General features: G+C 50.2%; 17 protein-coding genes. 8 read left to right on the forward strand and 9 right to left on the reverse strand.

What is annotated here, in order from left to right; genetic code table 11:
• The first annotated feature begins 69 nt into the window (after positions 1-69).
• From HG66A1_RS11450 to HG66A1_RS11465, 4 genes are all read left to right on the forward strand, one after another.
• On the forward strand, positions 70-1,242 hold the full coding sequence (locus HG66A1_RS11450; RefSeq protein WP_145183568.1) for a S1C family serine protease: 1,173 nt from the start codon (positions 70-72) through the stop codon (positions 1,240-1,242).
• A 285-nt stretch (positions 1,243-1,527) separates the two neighbouring features.
• On the forward strand, positions 1,528-1,842 hold the full coding sequence (locus tag HG66A1_RS11455; protein ID WP_187782252.1) for an STAS domain-containing protein: 315 nt from the start codon (positions 1,528-1,530) through the stop codon (positions 1,840-1,842).
• 308 nt (positions 1,843-2,150) lie between these two features.
• Positions 2,151-2,339: a hypothetical protein gene (locus HG66A1_RS11460; RefSeq protein WP_145039894.1), complete on the forward strand. Its 189-nt coding sequence runs from the start codon at positions 2,151-2,153 to the stop codon at positions 2,337-2,339.
• A 189-nt stretch (positions 2,340-2,528) separates the two neighbouring features.
• Positions 2,529-3,095: a hypothetical protein gene (locus HG66A1_RS11465; protein ID WP_145183571.1), complete on the forward strand. Its 567-nt coding sequence runs from the start codon at positions 2,529-2,531 to the stop codon at positions 3,093-3,095.
• Positions 3,096-3,150: 55 nt separating this feature from the next.
• On the opposite strand, the gene HG66A1_RS11470 is transcribed toward HG66A1_RS11465, so the two are convergent.
• Both HG66A1_RS11470 and HG66A1_RS11475 read right to left on the reverse strand, forming a co-directional pair.
• Complete coding sequence (locus HG66A1_RS11470) at positions 3,151-4,551, reverse strand: PQQ-binding-like beta-propeller repeat protein (RefSeq protein ID WP_145183575.1); 1,401 nt, start codon at positions 4,549-4,551, stop codon at positions 3,151-3,153.
• 66 nt (positions 4,552-4,617) lie between these two features.
• Positions 4,618-5,085: a RidA family protein gene (locus HG66A1_RS11475; RefSeq protein ID WP_145183578.1), complete on the reverse strand. Its 468-nt coding sequence runs from the start codon at positions 5,083-5,085 to the stop codon at positions 4,618-4,620.
• Between the two features lie 533 nt (positions 5,086-5,618).
• Here HG66A1_RS11475 and HG66A1_RS11480 point away from each other — a divergent pair.
• From HG66A1_RS11480 to HG66A1_RS11490, 3 genes are all read left to right on the forward strand, one after another.
• Entirely contained in the window at positions 5,619-6,314 is a 696-nt protein-coding gene (locus HG66A1_RS11480) for an endonuclease/exonuclease/phosphatase family protein (protein ID WP_197997103.1), read from the forward strand.
• Between the two features lie 178 nt (positions 6,315-6,492).
• On the forward strand, positions 6,493-8,061 hold the full coding sequence (locus HG66A1_RS11485; RefSeq protein ID WP_145183584.1) for a PQQ-binding-like beta-propeller repeat protein: 1,569 nt from the start codon (positions 6,493-6,495) through the stop codon (positions 8,059-8,061).
• 128 nt (positions 8,062-8,189) lie between these two features.
• Positions 8,190-10,076: a sulfatase-like hydrolase/transferase gene (locus HG66A1_RS11490; protein WP_145183587.1), complete on the forward strand. Its 1,887-nt coding sequence runs from the start codon at positions 8,190-8,192 to the stop codon at positions 10,074-10,076.
• 66 nt (positions 10,077-10,142) lie between these two features.
• Here HG66A1_RS11490 and HG66A1_RS11495 read toward each other — a convergent pair whose 3' ends face one another.
• Complete coding sequence (locus tag HG66A1_RS11495; RefSeq protein ID WP_145183590.1) at positions 10,143-13,691, reverse strand: class I tRNA ligase family protein; 3,549 nt, start codon at positions 13,689-13,691, stop codon at positions 10,143-10,145.
• Positions 13,692-13,935: 244 nt separating this feature from the next.
• Between HG66A1_RS11495 and HG66A1_RS11500 the strand changes: the two genes are divergently transcribed.
• A complete protein-coding gene (locus HG66A1_RS11500) occupies positions 13,936-14,412 on the forward strand; it encodes a tRNA (cytidine(34)-2'-O)-methyltransferase (RefSeq protein ID WP_145039911.1) in 477 nt (158 codons plus the stop codon).
• Between the two features lie 5 nt (positions 14,413-14,417).
• On the opposite strand, the gene HG66A1_RS11505 is transcribed toward HG66A1_RS11500, so the two are convergent.
• From HG66A1_RS11505 to HG66A1_RS11530, 6 genes are all read right to left on the reverse strand, one after another.
• Positions 14,418-15,419 carry an aldo/keto reductase gene (locus HG66A1_RS11505; protein ID WP_145183593.1) on the reverse strand — a complete coding sequence of 334 codons (1,002 nt, stop codon included), beginning with the start codon at positions 15,417-15,419 and terminating at the stop codon, positions 14,418-14,420.
• Between the two features lie 572 nt (positions 15,420-15,991).
• A complete protein-coding gene (locus HG66A1_RS11510; RefSeq protein ID WP_145183596.1) occupies positions 15,992-16,951 on the reverse strand; it encodes a ferredoxin--NADP reductase in 960 nt (319 codons plus the stop codon).
• Positions 16,952-17,290: 339 nt separating this feature from the next.
• Positions 17,291-18,292 carry a methyltransferase domain-containing protein gene (locus HG66A1_RS11515; RefSeq protein WP_145183599.1) on the reverse strand — a complete coding sequence of 334 codons (1,002 nt, stop codon included), beginning with the start codon at positions 18,290-18,292 and terminating at the stop codon, positions 17,291-17,293.
• Between the two features lie 55 nt (positions 18,293-18,347).
• Positions 18,348-19,082: an MBL fold metallo-hydrolase gene (locus HG66A1_RS11520; protein ID WP_145183601.1), complete on the reverse strand. Its 735-nt coding sequence runs from the start codon at positions 19,080-19,082 to the stop codon at positions 18,348-18,350.
• A gap of 132 nt (positions 19,083-19,214) precedes the next feature.
• Positions 19,215-20,651 carry a decarboxylating NADP(+)-dependent phosphogluconate dehydrogenase gene (gene gnd, locus HG66A1_RS11525; RefSeq protein ID WP_145183604.1) on the reverse strand — a complete coding sequence of 479 codons (1,437 nt, stop codon included), beginning with the start codon at positions 20,649-20,651 and terminating at the stop codon, positions 19,215-19,217.
• A gap of 86 nt (positions 20,652-20,737) precedes the next feature.
• On the reverse strand, positions 20,738-21,622 hold the full coding sequence (locus HG66A1_RS11530; RefSeq protein WP_145183607.1) for an HAD family hydrolase: 885 nt from the start codon (positions 21,620-21,622) through the stop codon (positions 20,738-20,740).
• Position 21,623 lies beyond the last annotated feature (1 nt).

Below are 21,623 nucleotides of genomic sequence, written 5' to 3' on the forward strand. Positions count from 1 at the left end.
CGGGTATAGATATAATGTGTTATCTGTATCTGGAATCCTGCTGCTAATTTTCATTTGAAAAAACAGGTCATGCCTTCAGAACATCCGTCTGCCTACTCGGGGTCTTCCGGTAAATCTTCACTGATTCAGAAATGGTTGATCCTGATTCTCACCATTTTGATTGTCTTTATGGCCTTCAAATTGCTGAAGCGGTATTATGGTCAGCCAGATTTCCGAGTCCGGGAACGGGCGGATCTGACGCAGACTGAATTAAGAACGATCGAGCTGTTTAAGGAGTCATCTCCTTCAGTAGTGCATATTCGCACGGTCGGTCTTGCATCGCCGATGGACCAGTTCAGTATGAATCCTCAAACCCCGTCGCAGGGGTCGGGGAGCGGGTTCATCTGGGATCGTAAGGGCCATGTTGTCACGAACTTTCACGTGATTCAGAAGGCAGATGAGTACTCGGTCACACTGGCAGATAATACGACCTGGAATGCGAAGCTCGTCGGCATCGCTCCTTCCAAAGATTTGGCTGTTCTGAAAATCGACGCGCCACGCGATCAGCTCAAACCGATTAAAATAGGTTATTCTGGCGATTTGCAGGTTGGACAGACTGTGCTTGCCATTGGGAATCCTTTCGGTTTGGATCAGACCCTGACGACGGGGATCATCAGCGGCCTGGGGCGCGAGATTATCTCAGTGACAGGCAGATCGATCCGCAATGTGATTCAGACAGACGCAGCTATTAATCCTGGTAATTCGGGAGGTCCTCTGCTGGACAGCTCGGGACGGCTGATTGGCGTTAATACCGCAATCTACAGCTCTTCTCATGTCTATGCGGGGATTGGGTATGCAGTCCCCGTTGATCTGATCAGTCGCTTTGTGCCTCAATTGATCCGCTTTGGCTTCATTCAGACTCCCAGTTTAAATTTCCTGGGGGTTGATGACTTCGTGATTCGTAAACTCAAAATAAATCAGATTTTGCCCAAAGATGTCTCGGGTGTCATGGTTCAGAGTATCATGGAGGGGGGAGCAGCCGACTTAGCTGGTCTTAAAGAAATCAGAATTGATGATTCCGGGAATCTGCATCTGGGAGACCTGATCATGCAACTGGATGAGATCCCGATTACGGATGCCAATTCCCTGCTGGATGCCTTAGAAATGCATAAAGTCGGCGACGAGGTTGAATTAGTGGTCTTGCGAAACAATAAAAAGATCAAACTGAAGGCTCGGCTTCAGGAATGGAAAAATGATCAATAACGGTCGAGAGAACTCCGCTGGCTCCCTTCTATGAGACTGGGGGAGTTGCGATGGTCGAGGAGTGTTGGTAAATATTCACTCGGAATGGACTTGCGTCAATAGTTCTTACTCCCGGAATCCGATTTCTTGGTTGACACGTTACTGATTTGGATTACTATGTGTAGGTTACTTTGATGCTCGATTGGTTTCTCAATACGGGCTTTCTCCAACGATGATCTTGTTGACAGCTGAATTATGCCTGCAGATTACCCACCGGAAATAGTCAAAGAAGGTCAGGTCACAGTTGTGGCTTTGGGTCCAGAATACGAAAATCTGGATGAGCCAAGACTGGATGCCTTAACCGATGTGTTATTGCAGGTTGCTGAAACAGCGTCCCCTCCGGTGGTTGTACTCGATCTCTCTCATACATCCTTCTTCGGTTCGGCTTTCATTGAAGTCATCTTCCGGATGTGGAATCGTCTCAATCATCGAGAAGGCGGCAAATTCTGTATCTGCGGTCTGAGCGAATACTGCACAGAGGTTCTGGAAGTCACTCATCTGGATCAGCTCTGGGAAACGTTCCCTGATCGTGCTTCAGCTCTCAGTGCCTTAAATTCCTGAGTCTGTGCTCGCCTTGTGCATCAAACCTGGCTTCTGGACGCTTCTTCGGTAGCTCACCTCTGCTTTTTGTATCTGAACGTTAACGTTTCTGGTTAGCATTGCTAATCATTGTTAATGCGATTCAACGCTCTGATGGGAAAACCGCTTTGAACTCACAGATTCAAACACCTGAAATTGTTTGATTTAGGGCCATTTAAGGCGTTTTCAAGTGTGATCCGGGTAAGGTGTAAAAATTAGGATATTTGGTACAAAGTATGCTCTTGTACGGGTAGAGGAATTTCTATCTGAACTTCATGAAAGGGCATCCTGTGTTAAAATTAATCCGGACACAAACAAAGCGATGGAAACGTAAAGTCCGTGGTTCTATCTTTATTGAATACCTGCTGCTCCTCACGATCATCGGGATCGGGGCAATTGCCGGCCTGACAACTTTACGAAGTGCCCTGATCAATGAGCTAATGGATCTGGCTAACGCGATCAATGCGATCAACTCCTGATCCAGTCGATCTTTGAAATATCAATAAGCCTGTGTTTCCGACACAGGCTTTTTTTACGTCATGTTTTTCAATTGATTTGCTTTAATTGGTAAAAAGATTGAAATAAAGTGAATAGATTGAATATAATAAATTCGATGAATAAACAGCCTGTGGCTGTTTTGTGACTTTAACCAGAGATGAGGCAGACCGATGAAACGACTTGCAATACTGACTGTTGTGATGGGCTTGTTTTATATCACGATGGTGGGATTCAGCTCTGCAGAACAGAAGCCTAAAGTTGATGTACAAAACAAGAATGCTCAGTTAAATCCGCCTCATTCAAAGGATACCGATTACTCAGACTTGGATCGGGACGATCTGAAAGAAGGGCTCACGCGTGCATTTTACGATGTATTGATGAGCGCCAAAAACGATATTGATAACGCGGACAATGCAGAACTCCGCGATCAGGAAGCTCTTTTCGGGAAAGACGATGACAGACGAGCCGTATTCCAGGAAGCCCGCAGAACGATTTTTGAAGCAGATCAAATCCTGTCTCGAGTCAAAGCGGAGAACAGAGTAGCGCTGGAAAAACTACGACATCCGCCACAGAGAGTTCTGCCCAGGCAACAACGCCTCTTGCCGAAAGAGAACGGTGTTCGTAATGACGCCAACATCAAGCAGCAGGTGGAAGCTCAGAAAAAACGAGTAGCTCAGGAGCAGCTAAAACTGCAGCAGCTGCAAAAAACTCTGGAGACTCAGACTGCTGAAAAGTAAGTTAAATTTACCGCGTGACATTACATAGCCGTGAAGGATACCTGATTCCTCGCGGCTATTTTTCTTGCAGATCCAGGCATAGAATTCGTTTTTCATCACGCAGATAAAGCCTGTGATTTGCGAGTGCCGGATGAGCCCAGGCTTTGAATTCCAGTAAGCCGGTCAATTCCCCTTTTTCACGATATTCGGTGGGATTCGCTTCGATCAGCAACAGGGTTCCCTGCTCTGTCAGGCAGATTAAATGACCCTGAGCTGCGATCTGGGTGCATTTTCCCACTCGCCGTGATTTCCACTGCACCTCCCCTTGCTGCATATCCAGGCAGCGATAAGTGACTGTCGCCAGATCTCCGTGAGGCCCATAGATATACCCATCTTTGATAATACTGGTGGCAAACTGATTCTGCATGGATAGGTTCTTCCAACGCGAGATGGGGCGGAGTTCCTCGTTCTGTAGAATCAGAGCAAACCGCATACAGCCTGTCCCATACGCGGAAGAGATAAACAGGGAATCTTCATTCCAGACGGGAGTGGCACAGTTGCAGTTGTATTTATTTCCCCAGACAACCCGCCACAGCAGGCTACCTTCTTTCGGATTTAGGGAGAGAATGGATTGTCCAGTGGGAACGATAATCTGTCGTTGGTTTTCGGCTTCTATCACGATTGGGGAAGCATAGCCCGGCGGGTCAGTTCCAGCAGACCAGACCAGCTTGCCTGTGTCCTTGTGGACGGCGATCACCGAATTGTTGGCAGATCCACCCGGCTGAAGGATGACCAGATCCCCCTCTATCAGAGGTGAAGCAGACATCCCCCAGTAGTAGATCGTTTTCTGCTCCTGTCGCGGCGCACCACTGATATCAAAAATATTGACTTTCCAGAGAATGCGCCCTGTATCTGCGGTCAGGCAGAGAAGATCACCGGCAGGCAGCAGGCAGTAGAGTTTTCCTGCATGCCAGGTAGGTGTAGATCGAGGTCCTCGGGCCTGACGCTGATTATCCAGGTAGGTGGGCGCACCTCGAGTCGACCAAAGCTTCTTGCCAGATAGAGCATCGAGACAAATGATGTAATCATGATTGAGGTGCGTCGCCATCGTCCAGAGCTTCCCGTCGGCGATCACTATGGAGGAGTATCCACCTCCCAGCGGTTCCCGCCACAGGACAGACGGTTTGTGCTTATTCCAGTTCACATTCAGTCCGGTTTCGTCGGATATCCCATTTCGCTGATTTCCCAGAAACGAGGTCCAACGCCCCTGCTCAGTCGTAGTAGAATCACGGCTGTTTGGCTCCTCTCGAGACTGACGATCCTGGTTTTGGGCTGATCCTGGCGAGATTTTGGGTAACTGTGCAGACAAGGGCCCCGGCAAAGCCAGTGTCCAGAGCAGTAGCAAAACACCCCACTTCAGGAACCAGTAAGCTGGGACTGACTTTCGGAAAGAAAAATCGACATCAGTTCGTGACATTGTGCTTACTCCATTTAGCAATCGCACTGAACTTCATTCGGGCAGGTGGTCAAAAGATTGAGGGGATTATTCGATTTCAACCCAGAGCGCCAGTTGCACCGCTGCTTCCAGGGGCATCTCAGCAATCCCCAGAGCGACACGTGTGTGCTTGCCTTGATCCCCGAAAATATCGGTCAGAAGCTGAGAGGCGGCATTTAAAACATAAGGCTGACGATCAAAACCCGGTGCAGAATGGACATAGCCTTCCAGGCGAATGATCCGTTTGACTCGGGAGAGTTCTCCCACTACGGCTTTAACCTGCGCCAGGGCGTTCATCAGGCACAGGCAAGCAGCATTGGCCCCGTCATCTTCATGTAGATGGTCCCCACCAATTTTCCCTTTGAACATCAGATCTGAACCAATAAAAGGAAGCTGACCACTGGTGACAATCACATTTCCAAACTGGGTGGCTGGAATGTATGATCCTACAGCCTTTGGCGGAGTTGGCAGAGTCTGGCCCAGTTCCTGAATTCGCTCTTCGGGGGTTTGGCTCATCTTGTAATAATCCCTCTGGTACAAAAAAGTCGAAGTTGACACGTTACATGATGTCATCTGTAGCGTGATAATAACATATTTCCAGGGAATTCATCCAGAATCAGAATTACAGAATCAATTGAATTTGTTTTCCGATCTTTTGGTGTTGTCAGGAATAACAGGTAAACATGAACTCAGAAAAGCTCGTCGAGCAAGATGGTGAAGGTCAGTCAGAGCCTGGGAGACCAGCCCGCAGGGGAATATGGCTGATGAAACCTCTGGCTGTTGTCATGTCAGTCTGTTGGGTTTTAGCCTTGATCGTGCGCCTGACAATCCGGGACTCGGGGGGGACGATTTCTACTCTGATTTTCTATATATCTCCCCTGATTATGACAAGCGCAGGAGCGGTCTTTCTTTCAGTACTGACTCTCTGGATTCGCTGGTACCGTTTGGCTCTGATCTGGCTCTTGATGGGAGCTCTAACCGGCGTATGGTGCTATCAGAAACAGTTTCAGAAGCATCACACTGCGAATCATGTGTTAGAAGCGGATTCAATGCCTATACGTGTGCTGTTCTGGAATGTCGGAGATCAGCTCTGGAGCATTGGAAATATGGTTCAGGAGATCAAGCGGGTTGATGCGGATTTGGTGGCATTAGTGGAAGCGGAATCTTATTTGTCCACGGAACAGGAGTTCTGGAAAAACACATTTCCGGGGTACCGTTTTCAAACTGGAAAAAATGGTTTTATGCTCTTGTCTCGCCTTCCCACGACCGCGAGTGAATACGGGAACTTCGGCCGGATGGGGCGTTATCTCAAAATTAATCTTAAGGCTGATGTGTCGCAGTCTGGGGCTTCCTCGATTTCCGAGGCCTTTGTGGTTTACCTGGTGGATATCAACAGCGATATTCTCAGATCCCGCAAAGAGGCACTGCAGAAGCTCGCAGAGGAAGTTGCTCAAGAGAAAGAAAATCCTGTTTTAATAGTGGGAGATTTCAATACTCCTGGAGACTCCGTCCATTTCAATCCGCTGCGTAAACTCTGTCGAAACTCATTCGAACAGGCCGGGGAGGGTTATAATGCGACTTGGCCCCTGCCCTTGCCTGTACTGGATCTGGATGCGATCTGGGTCAATTCATTGTTCCAGGTACGTTCTTCTGAAAATCGCTGGACCTGGTACTCGGATCATCGCCCTGTTGTTGCTGATCTTTTACTGCAGACAACGCCTGCTTCGGGTAAACCTGCTGACTGAAAGGGGCCATTTGTACTGTGCCCCACAGGGCCGTCAGAAAAGCTGTCATTCATGGACAAATCTGCTTTCCTGCTTCATACCGTGAATTAATTTCAGTACAATCGATACAGGATCCTGCCTGCTGGTCAGCAGTGCAAACGGAAGTCAGACGCTTTCTCCCGATTCAAAGAGGTTTCTCATGCGATCGATCTGTCTGTTTAGTCTGGTGTGTTGTCTGTTCAATTTGATGCTGCTGGAATCCCGGGTTGATGCAGCGATTTTCAGTGGGGAAATTCAGTCAATCTCTGCTGATCAACAACAGGTGGTGATCAAAACTTCGGGTGGAAAAGAAAAAAGTTTTACCGTCCCTGCTTCGATTCCGATTACTTTCAACGGGAAAACTGCCGCCTTTGATCAGTTCAAAACAGGACAGCGAGCCACCGTTTTTACTGACAGTTCTGGCAAGATTACTCGTTTTTCAGTTCGAGAGTCTCTGGAACCCAAAACAAAACCCCCGGTGGAACGTCCCCGTAAAGAAATGAAAACCAGTCAGAAGGCAGCTGCTTCTGACGCCAGTCCTGCAGGAAATCAGGGATGGACGCAGTTTCGAGGTCCGAACCGGGCTAATATTTCCACAGAGACCGGGCTGCTGAAGGATTGGAGTCAAAACCCACCCAAACTCCTATGGACTGCTCGCGGGCTGGGCGAAGGATATTCTTCCGTCTCACTCAGTGGCAATCTGGTTTTTACCATGGGAACCAAAGCCAACGAAGAGACAGTCTTTGCTATCGATCTGAATACGGGGGAAATTGTCTGGTCTCAGCCCAATGGACCGATCTTTCAGAATAACCAGGGGAATGGACCACGCTCAACTCCGACTGTTGATGGCAACCTGGTTTATGCCCTGGGAGCGAATGGGAATCTTGCCTGCCTCTCCGTACGGGATGGAAACCTCGAGTGGTCAAAGAATATTCTGCAGGAGTTTTCAGCCAGAAATATCGTCTGGGGGATCAGTGAATCCCCTCTCATCGATGGCGATAAGCTGATCTGCACACCGGGAGGACAGGGCGCGACCATGGTTGCACTGAAGAAGCAGGATGGCAGTCTGATCTGGAAATCGGCAGTGCCCTCCAATCCCCAGGCCGGCTATGCTTCGCCGATTAAAATTGATGTCGGAGGTGTCGAGCAATACGTGAATTTCACCCACTCGGGAGTCATGGGAATTGCAGCTGAAAACGGAACGCCTCTCTGGGGCAATGATCGGGCGGCGAATAAGACCGCGAACTGTTCTGCACCTGTTTTTTATCCTGAGATGAGTTCCGTATTCTATGCTTCAGGCTATGGAACCGGAGGGGCGCTGCTTAAGTTGTCGGCTGCCCAGAATCGGGTCACTGCGCAGTTGGGTTTCTTCACTCCCGACATGAAAAATCATCATGGTGGAATGGTCCAGATCGATGGTTATCTTTATGGATCGAGCGACCCAGGGGTTCTCACATGTATCAACCTTCGAAACGGTGAGACCGTCTGGCAGGATCGTTCGGTAGGAAAAGGGGCTCTGACCTGTGCCGACGGTCATATTTACATGCGTAGTGAGAAGGGGCCCATCGCCCTTGTCGAGGTGAATCCCAAAGCATATGTGGAAAAAGGACGCTTTGATCAGCCGCAACGGACTGGAAAGCCCGCTTGGCCGCATCCAGTCGTCGCTGACGGGAAGCTTTTTTTGCGCGATCAGGATCTACTGCTCTGCTACGATGTACGTGGTCAGTAGTCGGCAGTCTATTTGTGACTGCACGACTTAACTCAGTTAAAAAATTCCAGACTCTCTGAAAGTGGGGCGTCTGTTTTATCGGTTTAGAATTGAAAGTGAGATCAATGCAGCCTAGAAGTGCTCAACAAATGATAATCGGTGCGTTCCTCAGTGCGATCGTGCTGGCTCTGGTTTTGGGATCCGTCACCACGTTATCAGCAGCGGATTCTGAGAACGTCCGCCCCAACGTATTGTGGATTACCAGTGAAGACAATGGTCCCCACCTCGGCTGTTATGGGGATGAATACGCGGATACTCCCCATATCGATAAACTCGCTTCGCGGGGAACGATCTATCTCAATTGCTGGTCTAATGCCCCGGTCTGCGCTCCAGCCCGGACCACGCTGATAACAGGGATGTATCCGACTTGCCTGGGGGCCGAACATATGCGAAGTATGGTCAAGCTTCCGAAACAGTTTCTGATGTATCCACAGTACCTGCGTAAAGCCGGTTATTACTGTACCAATAACAGCAAGGAAGATTATAACGTCGAATCTGTGGGAAAGATCTGGGACGAATCCAGCCGGAAGGCTCACTGGAAAAATCGTAAGCCCGGACAACCTTTCTTTGCTGTCTTTAATCACACCATCAGTCATGAGAGTAAAATCCGGAACCGGCCTCATACTCTGGTTCATGATCCTGCGAAAGCACGAGTCCCAGCCTATCATCCGGATACGCCGGAAGTGCGTCACGACTGGGCGCAATACTACGATCGTATAACGGAAATGGACGCGCTGGTGGGGAAAAACCTCAAGGAATTGGCAGAAGCAGGTCTGGCCGATGATACGATCATCTTTTATTACGGCGACCATGGCTCTGGAATGCCGCGCAGCAAACGCTGGCCTTATAACTCGGGGCTGCAGGTGCCGCTGGTGATCTACATTCCTCCGAAGTTTCGTAGTCTGGCTTCTTCCGATTATCGGACTGATGGAGAGTCGGATCGTCTGGTCAGCTTTGTTGATTTTGCACCAACATTGTTAAGTTTGACTGGAATCGAACCTCCCGAACACATGCAGGGTTATGCTTTTCTGGGACAATATCAAACGAAGCCTCAGGATTACCTGTTCGGGTTTCGGGGCAGAATGGATGAACGCTACGATCTCGTACGTTCTGTGCGTAACAAGCGTTATGTTTACATCCGCAACTATATGCCACACAAGGAATATGGCCAGTACCTGAATTATATGTTCCAGACACCGACCACTCAGGTCTGGAAACGCATGTATGATGCGGGAGAACTTGTCCCACCTCAAACTTATTTCTGGGAAACTAAGCCGGCCGAAGAGCTTTACGATCTGCAGAAAGACCAGGACGAAGTCAAAAACCTGGTCGATTCTGACGAGCACCGGGGAGTCTTAAATGAACTTCGCAAAGCACAGCATCAGAAACTGCTGGCGATTCGTGATCTGGGCTTTATGCCGGAAGCAGAAATTCATCGACTGGCGGATGGGAAGGCACCCTATCTTACCGGACATAATTCCGAGTTGTATCCTCTGCCCGAAGTTCTAGCGATGGCGGATCTGGCCTCATCGGAAAAAACGAATGCCCAGGCAGAGCTGCTGGCTGGCCTCAAAGATGAGAATGATGTCGTTCGCTACTGGGCCGCGATGGGCTTTCTGATTCGAGGCAAACAGGCAGTGCAGCAGGCTGCCCCGCAGTTAAGAGCCGCGTTGCAGGATTCATCGAAGTCTGTACGGTGCATCGCCGCGGAGGCTCTGGGACGCTACGGGAATCAGCAGGATGTCAACGCAGGCGTCGAAACACTGATTTCCCTCGCGAATCAGAAGAAAGATGGACTCTATGTCGCGATGCTGGCTCTGAATGGACTGGATAAGCTGGGACCGAAAAAGGTCGCTGCTGTGAAGGACCAGATCGCTAAACTGCCTGTGAAGAATAATCAGGTTAATCGTCGTCTGCAAAGCTATGTGGGACGACTGGTCGAACGACTTCAGGAACAACAGGAAAAGAACAAGTAAATAAGTCGAAAATGGAGTGTCAACGTGAAATCGATGTAACGTTGACACTCCTTCTATTCTACTGATTTACACTTTCTGAATTGTAATCAGGGCCTTCGCATTTCCGATGGTGACTTCTTTGCCATCCGTCAGGCTCTGAGACTGATCCAGCTGATCCCCGAGGGTTTCTCCCAGGATGTAATCAGTCCAGTTGGAAACAGCCTGGTCGATCTCAGCTGTCCCCTGCGAATCATATGTGACAATGATCCGATCTTCGATTTCCAGATCGGCCTCTTTGCGAAGCTGTTGAATCTGGCGAACGAAGTCACGGGCCATCCCTTCCTGTTCCAGCTCCGGTGTGAGTTTCGTCGAGATCGCAATCTGGATCCCCTGCTCGTCGGCACTTGCCCAGTCAGCAGCCTGTTCTGTTCCCACCAGAACATCATCCGGTTCCAGATCGATCTGGTTGCCCGAGAGTTCCAGCGAAACCGATTCACCGCGTCTCAGGGGGCCCAGAACCTCATCACCCAGTTCGGGAAGTTCCTTACGCAACACCCCGAGCAGTTTTCCGTATTTGGGACCCAGTGTTTTCAGGTTCGGTTTATAAGTGTAGCTGACCAGTTCATCCAGGTTTTCACAACGGGTAACCTGCTTAATATTCAGTTCCTCTTCCACAGTACTGGCGAGGCTTTCAATGGCTTCGGCCTGCTCTGTGGTTTGACATGCATAGCGTAACTCAGCCAGTGGCTGACGGACTCGCTGATTCGATTCATCCCGCAGTTTGTGTCCCAGCTTGACCATAATCTGAGCCTGAGCTGAGCGGAAATTAAGTTTCTCGTCCAGCAGCTCAGTGTCACAGATGGGGAAATCGCAAAGGTGTACGCTGGTGGGAGCACTCTTATCCCAACTGGTTACCAGGTTCTGATAAATGCGTTCGGTCAAGAACGGAATGACTGGAGCCAGGGCTTGAGAAAGCGTGACCAGAACTTCATAAAGGGTCTGGTAGGCAGCCAGTTTGTCTGTGTCATTGGCATCCTGTGAACGCCAGAATCGACGACGGTTCCGACGGATATACCAGTTGGAGAGATCGTCAATAAACGTTGTCGCATTCTTGAGGAAGCCGGCATAGTTGTAGGCTTCGATCTCCGTCTTCGCAGAGACCAGCAGTGCCTGAAGATTGGACAGAATCCAGCGGTCAATTTCAGGACGATCTGCAACAGGAACAGCTGCCTGTGAAGGATCAAATTCATCCAGCCGTGCGTAGTTCACAAAGAATGCGTAGGAGTTCCAGAGAGGGATTAATACCTGGCGGCGGATTTCGTCGGCTGGTTTGCTCTCAACCAGACAGGTTGGTGCTCCTTCGCGGGTCTCTGAGATCGGGCCTTCCGGAGTCTCCAGCGTGACCTGCTCGTCCGGGTTCCGCATGCCAAAACGCAGATCGCTGGCGGGGTTATGTGCCAGATACATCCAGCGCATTGTGTCGACGCCCAACTGCTCGGCTGCTTCTTCAAACCAGATGGCGGTTCCATCTGATTTGTGCATAGGTTTGCCTTCCTCATTCAACACCAGGCGATATCCCAGCAATGTTTTGAATGGAGGAGTCCCATCCATCATGGTAGCCATCGATAACAGGGCATAGAACCAGTTGCGGAACTGACCGGGGAAACATTCGGTGACCAGGTCTGCCGGATACCATTTCTCCCACTCTTCCGGGTTCGTGTTGTATTGCATTGTGGAGAAAGGCACGATGCCTGCATCCAGCCAGGGATTTCCCACATCCGGAATACGGGTCATCAGGTTCCCGGTCTTGGGGTTTTTCAGTTTCACCTGGTCGATCCAGGGACGATGCGGCGTGTGCCCCTCGAGTGCTTCCCAACCTTCTACAGCACGTTCCTTGAGTTCATCAAGGGATCCGATGACTTCGAAATCACCGGTTTCTTCGTCTACCCAGATCGGCAGTGCCAGGCCCCAGAAACGCTTTTTGGAGACCATCCAGTCGCGCATGTTGGTCAGCCATTCGAGTTCGTGCTGCTCCCCATCAATACTGGAAGGGACCCAGTCGATCTGGCGGGTGATATCCTTGATCTCTTCGCGCCAGTCCATGTTAATGAACCATTCATCTACCAGGCGGAAAATCAGCTCATCGCCCGTCCGCCAGCAATGCGGATAGATGTGGGGGTACTGTTCGACTGAAACCAGCAGGCCCTTCTCTTTCAGTTTTTCGAAGACCAGTTCTGGAGTCGCAGGATCGATGGCTTCCATTCCAGTGAATTCGCCAAAGCCCTCCTCGAACCGACCATCTTCGCCCAGCGGTGCAATCGCGACCAGCCCGAGTTGTTTGCCAAGCTGGTGGTCGACATCACCACAGCCAGGGGCGGTATGTACGATCCCGGTTCCTTCACCAGCGACCACATGCGGGTTTCCTTTGAAATCGCGTCCACCGTCGACAACCTTGTGGCAGGAAATTCCACTTTGATCCAGCAGATTATCGTCACTGGGGTATCCGCCAGGGGTCTGTTGTGCAGGCAGATTATCGAAAGGACCAGTGTATTCCCAGCCCACCATCTCAGCACCCTTGATGGTGTCGACAATCTCATATCCCCCCTGCTCTTTGAAAATCTGAGCCAGGGTTTTCAGTTTGGGAACATCTTTGGGCCAGGACCACTCGGGGCGTCCAAAGCCTTCTTTGTACTCTCGACTCAGTCGCTGATACTCGAGGTTGTCCTTGGCGAAGTAGTAAATCGCATCGTCTTTTTTCGCCTTGAGTTTGACATATTCCAGATCCGGATTGATTGCCGCGGCCACGTTACTGGTCAATGTCCAGGGGGTGGTGGTCCAGATCAGGAGGAATTCGTTTTCCCGGTCTTTCAGAGGGAAGCGGACGAAGATGGATTTGTGGACAGAGAGCTTACGACCATCGGCCACTTCCATCTGGCTGTAGGCGCTGCCCCCGCGTCCCGACCAGGGCATCACGTCATGTCCTCGATAAACCTTCCCCCGTTCATAGCACTTCTTGAGGAAGGTCCAGATGGTTTCATTGTTTTCAGTAGAGAAGGTGAAGTAGCTCCCGCCCCATTCCGCATTCCCTAGACGTGAGACCAGCATGTCAGCTCGATCAGTTACCTGCTTACCGCTGGGGGTGGTGATGGTGACTTCCATCTCTTCACCGACGGACTGCGCCAGCTCACGTAACTGATCCGGATTGTCCCAGTCCATCCAGAAGCCCAGTCGTACAGACTGCTCGGTCTGACGAGCGGCGAACTTCAGTACCCGCTTTTTACATTCGTTGACGAATTTATCGATCCCGTGAGAAACGATTTCCTGTTTGGTGCCATATCCCAGCTCTTTTTCGACCTCCACTTCGACCCAGAGCCCCTGGCAGTCGAAGCCGTTCTGGTAGCGGAGTTCATGTCCCGTCATCGCGTAATAGCGTTGATAGGCGTCTTTGTAGGTTCTTCCCCAGGCATGGTGCACGCCCATGGGGTTGTTGGCGGTCATCGGACCGTCTAAAAAACTCCACTTGGGTTTTCCCTGATTCTTCCGGCGGAGCTGGGTAAACGTCTGGTTCTCTTCCCAGAATTTGAGGATTTCGTGTTCACCTTTGATGAAGCTGGCATCAGTAACTTTTTGAAACATCGGAAGATCTTATTGTGTTTTCTGGTCTGAAATCGGTTTGTGGGAATTTGGAAAAAGATCAGCAGCAGGAACTACTGTCAGTACCATTTCAAATAATGATTCATTACGCTGACGCGTATCTGCGATAAGCAGAAGTATAATAGCGGGAATGCGTTAAGTATTACATAGTCAGCGCTGGCTTGCGAGTGCTGTAAATTCGTATTTGTAACTGTTTTGTCAGTTTTTTACCAGTTTGAGCACCTGAATGTCATCTTCCTCTGAACCCCTGATGCATGTCGTCCTCTATCAGCCGGATATCCCGCAAAATACAGGTAATATCGGTCGCACCTGCGTGGCTGTGGGAGCGAAACTCTGGCTCGTTCGTCCCCTGGGGTTCAAGCTGGACGCAAAACATTTGAGGCGAGCCGGGATGGATTACTGGCAACACCTGAACTGGGAAGCCGTTGACAGCCTGCAGGAAGTGCAGGAGCGGCTCTCAGACAGGACATGGTGGAAGCTGACAAAGTTCGCAACCCGATTGCTCTGGGATGCTGAATTTGAGCCAGGGCACGTCTTCCTGTTCGGAAGCGAAAGTAATGGCCTGCCTCCCAGCGTCAGGGACGCGTCCCCCGAATGTAATCTGAAACTGCCGATGTATGAAGAGGTCCGCAGTCTCAATCTTGCCAGTACAGCGAATACCGTCATGTACGAAGCAGTCCGTCAGTTCGGGGGACTTCCCTGAATCGATTATTTTCCGCGGCCCGTTACCGGATACTGCGGATCCTGGAAACCTTTTCCGCTGTGTTCTCCCGGGGGAACCAGTGAATTGATGAATTCTTCGTCTTCGGCTGTGATTTCAACGTCGAGGCATCCCATGTTATCTTCATACTGTTCCATGGTGCGCGGACCAATGATGATCGATGTCAGAATAGGATTAGCCAGGCACCAGGCGAGCGCGAAATTGGTCATCGAAACGCCTTTTTTGTCGCAATAGGCTGAGATTTCCTGCGAAAGTTCGATGCTGACATCGCGTAGTTCCGCTTCGTTCATCCGCTTATCATTGCGGGAGGCGCGACTGCCCTCCGGGAATGGTTTGCCGGCCTGGTACTTACCCGTCAGGATGCCACGTGCCAGCGGACTGTAACTGACAACACCGATCCCCTTCTCCTGACAGAGTGGCAGCAGTTCAACTTCAATGTCTCGGTTCATGATGTTGTAAAGGGGCTGGACACAACTGAAGGAATAGAGATTACGCACATCGCTTGTCCAGAGGGCCTCGGCTAAACGCCAGGCACGGAAGTTCGAGCAGGCGATATAGCGGACCTTCCCAGAGCGGACCATGTCATCCAGAGTGCGGAGAGTTTCTTCGATCGGCGTCTGATAATCTGGGGTGTGCACATAATAGATATCAACATAATCGGTCTGCATCCGCTGCAGACTGCGATCGAGCTCCCGCATCAAATGAACTCGGCTGGCTCCCGCATCGTTGGGCCCATCTCCCATCGGAGCCCGTCCTTTGGTGGCCAGAACGACTTTATCACGGCGGTCGACCAGTGCCTTACCGACAACGGTTTCGGAACCACCTGTACTGTACATGTTTGCGGTGTCGAAGAAGTTGATTCCCTGATCAATGGCTTTATGCATGATGGAGATGGAGTCAGCCTCGCTGGTGGGGCCACCGAACATCATCGTGCCCAGACAGACGGGAGAGACGTGTACACCAGCTTTTCCTAAGTTGCGGTAATCCATATTTGTCGTTCCTGAAGTTGAAATAGGGTTTTTAATGCCAGTCGTCAGCTGGTCTATCTTCGAGGTTTGTAACAGATTTCTCAAGGCACAGGTGATTTCCTGTTACATGAGTGGTTGAAGATTTGATCAATGCCTGTTAAAATCGTATTTTCCACCTTGGACTTACAACTCAGCCGCTGATCAAAAATCACTTCAAATCAGGAGCGATTAGAGTGGATTGCGGCATTCAGAGAGTGAATATTTCAATTTTCTAAGTTTTAGAAGTAGATACGAAAGGCATTGCTTCGAATGGGAACCAAGAAGACCGGTAAAGGACGTCGAAAAATTGGTCGTAAAAAACGACGTGCAAGAGCTAAGATCAGACACCGCAAGGACTAGTCGTCAGGCTGGACCAGAATAATAGAGATTCGCTGTTCTGGAAAATTTGCTTTTTCAAAGCACAACATAATACCAGCGAATTTGCGGCCCCCTGTTTTCTCTCAAAACAGGTGTGGAATGCGCCAAGCAAAAACGGGGCTGAATTGACAGGCCCCGTTTTCGATGCGCCAAGGGGAATTGAAACCCTTCTTCGCTTACCAGTATTTCTCGAAGTGGATATTTCCCGGACTCTTCGGAGTTGAGAGTTTGTATCCCTGCTCGGTAAGCAGTTCAACCATTCCCTTGGATTCAGGGAAAACCAACTCTCCCTGATCGTTTTTCTCGGGTAGACCAATCATGGAAGGATTACCACAGAGAAAAACGTGTGTCTTTCCAGGTTTGGGGGACCAGCCGAACTGCGCCTCGAATTTATCCGGTACGATCATATCCTGCAGGTACTGTTTCCCCACGTAATGAGGATGATTTGAATCAATATTTTCCGGTTCACGGGTCGTGAATGATCCATAGCGGTAGTTCGGATATTTTTCCTGTAACTGTTTCTGCTGATCGAGGTAACCCAGGTCACCCCGATAGCGAACACAGGTCATTGATACGATTTGCCCGGTATGTCCACGTTTGAGTAATTCAATCGTCATGGAATTATGCGGGGCCTCACCAGTTCCGGTTCCGGCAAAGATGACATTATCTGCAGGTTCAACTGGTTTGAGCGTGTATGTACCGACTGGTTTTTTACCAAGATGCAGTCGATCGCCTTCTTTCAGGTTGAACAGGCGGGGGGTCAGTGGTGGATCATCAGTGTCGGGACGTAGAACCAGAGTGATATAAAACTCCAGGTAATCAATCTCATCATTAGCCAGCAGATCTCCCTGCACGTCAAGCATAGGGCACGAGATCGAATATGCGCGGCGGATCAGTTTCTGTTTCGGTAATTCTGCGAGAGATCCGCCATCGACTCGATGTTCCCAGGAACCGAGGCCCAGGGTTGTATATTGGCCCCCTGAGAAACGGGGAACTTCCGCATCAGGCTTTACACGCATGATCATGAGATGCGCGTGAGGCATGCGCAAATCCTGGACTGTTGCGTTGTAATATTTGTTGCGTAACTCTTCTATTTCAGCATTCGATTGCCCGGTCGGAGGATTCGATGGATTCATGACTCTCCCTGTGGCGCTTAATTCCAAACCAGTACAGCTGGTGGGGGATATTGAATTGTCTGGATTTTACCTGCTGGGCCTGACTCAGTATCTGCAACTTCAAAGCACGGCATACAACGAGTCGATCAACAGGATGAAATGATGTTTATAGCAACTAAAGGTTCACTCCTCTATCACTTTTTTGAACCAGATTGTCAAGTCTGATCTACCCTTTCTGCAGGGAGCATGGGAGATCAAATCTGATAGTTTCAGAATGTCACAATTGAAGCGAATCGAGTATGAATGCTGTATTGAATACTCCAGTCAGGGAAGGCACGTAGTCTATACTGATCGGAAAAATCAAGACGGCTTGTTGTCTGACTGATTCTCTCCTGATTTCGTTCCCTGGACATTCACGCCGCTGCCGATCAGTAAGTTGTGATCATAGCACCAGCGGTAGAAACTCCCTGTTTTTTCCGGAGGGAGAATTTTGAGCTGTTCAAAACCAGCTTCTTTAAACCAGCCTTGTAATTCGTCCACAGTGTGATGGTACTGGTAAGCAGGCGCGAACCAGTCAAAGGTATCGCAGACCCGGTTTTCCCAGTTGGGGTGGTTGCTGAAATTCACGACCTTGTTCAAGGTTTTATTGATCACAGGAATCCCACCCAGCCATGCTCCCAGGCGGCACCAGGGCTCCAGTTTTTCCGGGGACATGCGCGTAGTGATTTTTCGCAGCCCGGAATTGATGCCTTCCTGCCACCATTGATTTTTCCGATAGAGCCAGACTGAGTACTTACCTCCCGGCTTGACCATCCGGGCTACTGCGTCGAAGACGGCCCGGGTATCTTTATCGTGGTGCATCACGCCGATTGAAAAAACGAAATCAAATGACTCCGGTTCAAAGGGGAGATGCTTCAAGTCAGCCTGAACCAGGTGTACCTGATCGAGGTGGCTGCAAAGTTTACTCGCTTTTTCGACTGCAGTTGTGTGGTCTGCGCCAAAGACAATCCCCCCTGCCTCGGCAGCGACCTTGCAGTAACGGCCTCCGCCGCAACCTGCATCCAGGATGCGAAGACCGTTTAAGTCGCTGAGCTCCATTCCGGTTTTGGCTGTAAATGTCGCCCGGTCTTCATCATCATGAGCAACTTCATATTTGTTCCACTGCAGACCGAAGCTGGAGAGATGCTCCTGCTCTACAAAGCGAGGAATCCCATTTATAACCGGATACGATTTTTCCGAGGTTGGCGAATTGAGGTTCGCCTGTGATTTATCCAGAACCAGAGGTGAGCCGTCTGTCGGATCCCGTAAGATGTCGAGGAGTTCCTGAGAAAGAAATGATTGCGGGGATGTTTCTTTCGTCATGGATTTCAGCTGCTTCTTAGTTGGCTTGTTGAAACATGTATGTGTGAGACGTGGCTTAAAACTCAATTTCCATCAGATCTTCACCGAGTATTGTATTCGGAAAGAGCTTCTGGGCAACTTCAATTCCTACCGGATCATCGCCGGTCTGCTGAGGATCAATGTGTGTCAGTACCAGCTTTCCAACGCCGGCATCTCGCGCCAGTTCTGCAACAGGGGTTGTGTGGCTGTGTCCGGTTTTATCAGCCCATTCAGCCTGCTCGTCTGGAAAATAACATTCATGGATGAGCAGGTCGACACCTTTGACAAATTCAAGATGCTGCTCCGGATGGGATGTATCTGTAACGTAAGCCAGAGAATGGCCGGGCCAGTCGATTCGATAACCGACGGATCCTCCAGGATGTTCCAGGTTGATGTGGCGGAGAGTGCCCTGCTCCGGAACCGAGACCTGTTCAGGTAGGGTGATGAATTCGTAATCGGGAAGCAGCGGGAAAATTTCTTCGCTGAACAAGTGAGCCTGAATGGCATCCAGCTTGGAAGCTTCGCCATAGACTTTGACAGAATCAACCTGTCCGGTCAGCATGGGAACCAGAAAGAATGAGAGTCCGACAATATGGTCCAGGTGCGCGTGTGTCAGAAAGATCTGCAGGTCTCGGGTTTGCATGTATTGGGGAACGCGAAAGAAACTGGTTCCTGCATCAAAGATGATCCCGGACTCCGGCAGCATCAGACAGGCGGTATGTCGACGATCATTCGGGTGGTATCCGCCTGTTCCCAGCAACACGATACGCATTGTCTCACTCCCTCACCACTCATCATGAAAATGCCCGTTAATAAAGTGTTATTATGGCTTTATTAACGGGCAAATGGATAGTCTGGCTACAGTGGAACCAGCCAGGTGATTCGAAGAGACCCGCTGAGGGGCTTACGAATCGAGGCGACGCTCACGAATCCAGTCGGTGTGGAACGTGCCTTCTTTGTCCATCCGCTGATAGGTGTGAGCACCGAAGTAGTCACGTTGAGCCTGCAGCAGGTTGGCAGGCAGTCGTGCCTGACGATAGCCGTCATAGTAGCTGAGAGCTGCTGTGAAGCTGGGAACTGGCAGGCCAAGTTCGACAGCAGTGGCCACAACACGACGCCAGCTGGGCTGGGCTTTTTCAACAGCATTGCGGAAGAAGTCGTCCAGCAGGAGGTTTTCCAGTTCCGGATTTTTGTCGAAGGCGGCTTTAATGTCCTGCAGGAAGGTTGAACGAATGATACAACCACCACGCCAGAGCAGAGCGATGTCGCCATTGTTGAGTTTCCAGCCAAAGTGTTCTGCGGCGGAGTTCAACTGTACGTAGCCTTGAGCATAGCTACACAGTTTAGATGCGTAGAGTGCCTGGCGAACGTCTTCGATGAACTGATCCCGGTCACCTTCGAATTTTTTATCGGGACCGCTCAGAATTTTGGAAGCCCGGACGCGTGCTTCTTTCTGGGCTGACAGGCAACGGGCGTAAACAGCTTCGGTAATCAGTGTGGTGGGGACGCCCAGATCAAGAGCGTGCTGGCTCATCCACTTACCGGTACCCTTCTGTTTGGCGGTGTCCAGAATCTTATCGACGAGATAGTCGCCGGTTTCTCCATCCAGTACGGTGAAGATGTCGCGGGTGATTTCGATCAGGTAACTTTCAAGTTCGCCACGATTCCATTCATCAAAGACTTTGTAGAGCTCTTCATTTGTGAGGCCCAGGGCATGCTTCAGAATGTAGTATGATTCGCAGATCAGCTGCATATCACCGTATTCGATACCGTTGTGAACCATTTTCACGTAATGGCCGGCACCCGCTTCTCCTACCCATTCGCAACATGGAATGTCGTTGTTTTCACCAACCTTGGCAGAGATATCCTGCAGAATCGATTTGACGTGTGGCCAGCCGTCGGGGGAACCACCGGGCATGATGCTGGGGCCTTTGAGCGCCCCTTCCTCACCACCGGAAACACCGGTACCGATAAACAGGAGTCCTGCATCTTCGACTTCTTTGGTCCGTCGATTGGTATCATCAAAGTGTGTGTTTCCACCGTCAATAATGATATCGCCCGGGCTGAGCATGCCTTTCAGGTCGTCAATAATGGCATCAACAGCAGGGCCGGCTTTAACCATCAGCATGACTTTACGAGGAGTAGCCAGGTTATCGACCAGCTCTTGCAGGGTATGGTAACCCGTAATCTGCTGCTCATCTGTTTTCTGGCTGACGAATTCGTCTGTGGTGCTCGTGGTACGGTTGAATACACCAACGGAATAACCGTGATTGGCCATATTCAAGACCAGGTTTTGTCCCATCACTGCCAGGCCGACCAGGCCGATATCGTGTTTTGACATGGAAATTTCTTCTTCGCTTTTAATGTTCTGTGATTAAATAATACTGTGACTGCTATGTCATTCCTGAGCTCAGGATCGTCTCTGGTTTACTTCTTCCAGGGAGGGAGTTCCGGCAGGTAACTGTCGAATTCAGCAATCAGTTTCGCCTGATATTCTCCTGCAAATTCACCGTTCAGGAATTTGTCACAGGCTTCGCCAATGAAGCGTTCCCAACTGGCTTCTTCTGCACCAGGGTTGATTGGGTAGAAAAGTGCTCCTACAGCTTCCGCGGCTTTCATGTCGCCGGGAGCATCGCCGATCATCAGGACTTTGTTTTCTTCGTATCCAAAGTTCTTTGCCTGACCCAATGTTTCTTTTTTGCTGCCTGCTTCCTGGCCGCAAATCGCATCAACGTATTGTGCGATGTCGTGTTCTTCCCACTCTTTATTGAGTGCTTCGTTGGGAGTCGCAGAGCAGACAATCATGTCGGCGACCGGATCCAGCTTGATCAGGCTTTCGCGAACATTCGGATAAGGGGGCACGTCGTGCACCATGTCGGCGATCATCTCGTTGACTGCGAGTGACCACTTCAGAGCCAGTTCCAGATCAGCATCTTTGGTTTTCTCAACTTCGGCAGCCAGAGTGGGATTACCGAGTTTGGTTTCCCGTTCGATCCAGTCTCTCACACCCTGGAGACGCGGAATGGTCACGTTCCGGGAAATGACTTCCGGGCGTTCTTCCAGCAGGTCCAGAGCCAGAGTGTAGGAAATGAAACGGTTGGCCCCACGCCATTTGGAGTAGAGGTTCGTGAACTCAGCCGCTTCACGAGCATACTTGGAAATGGGTTGCAGGCCAAAATAGTTGATAAAGTTGGGAATGAAACACTCTTTGTGTTTAATTTCCATGGAATCGAAGGCACACCCGTCTGAGTCGATGCCGATCAGAAACTCACTCTTCTTCTCAAACTTGGTATCCAGAGGATTATCCGACACA

Source organism: Gimesia chilikensis (genome assembly GCF_007744075.1).
Taxonomy (GTDB): domain Bacteria; phylum Planctomycetota; class Planctomycetia; order Planctomycetales; family Planctomycetaceae; genus Gimesia; species Gimesia chilikensis_A.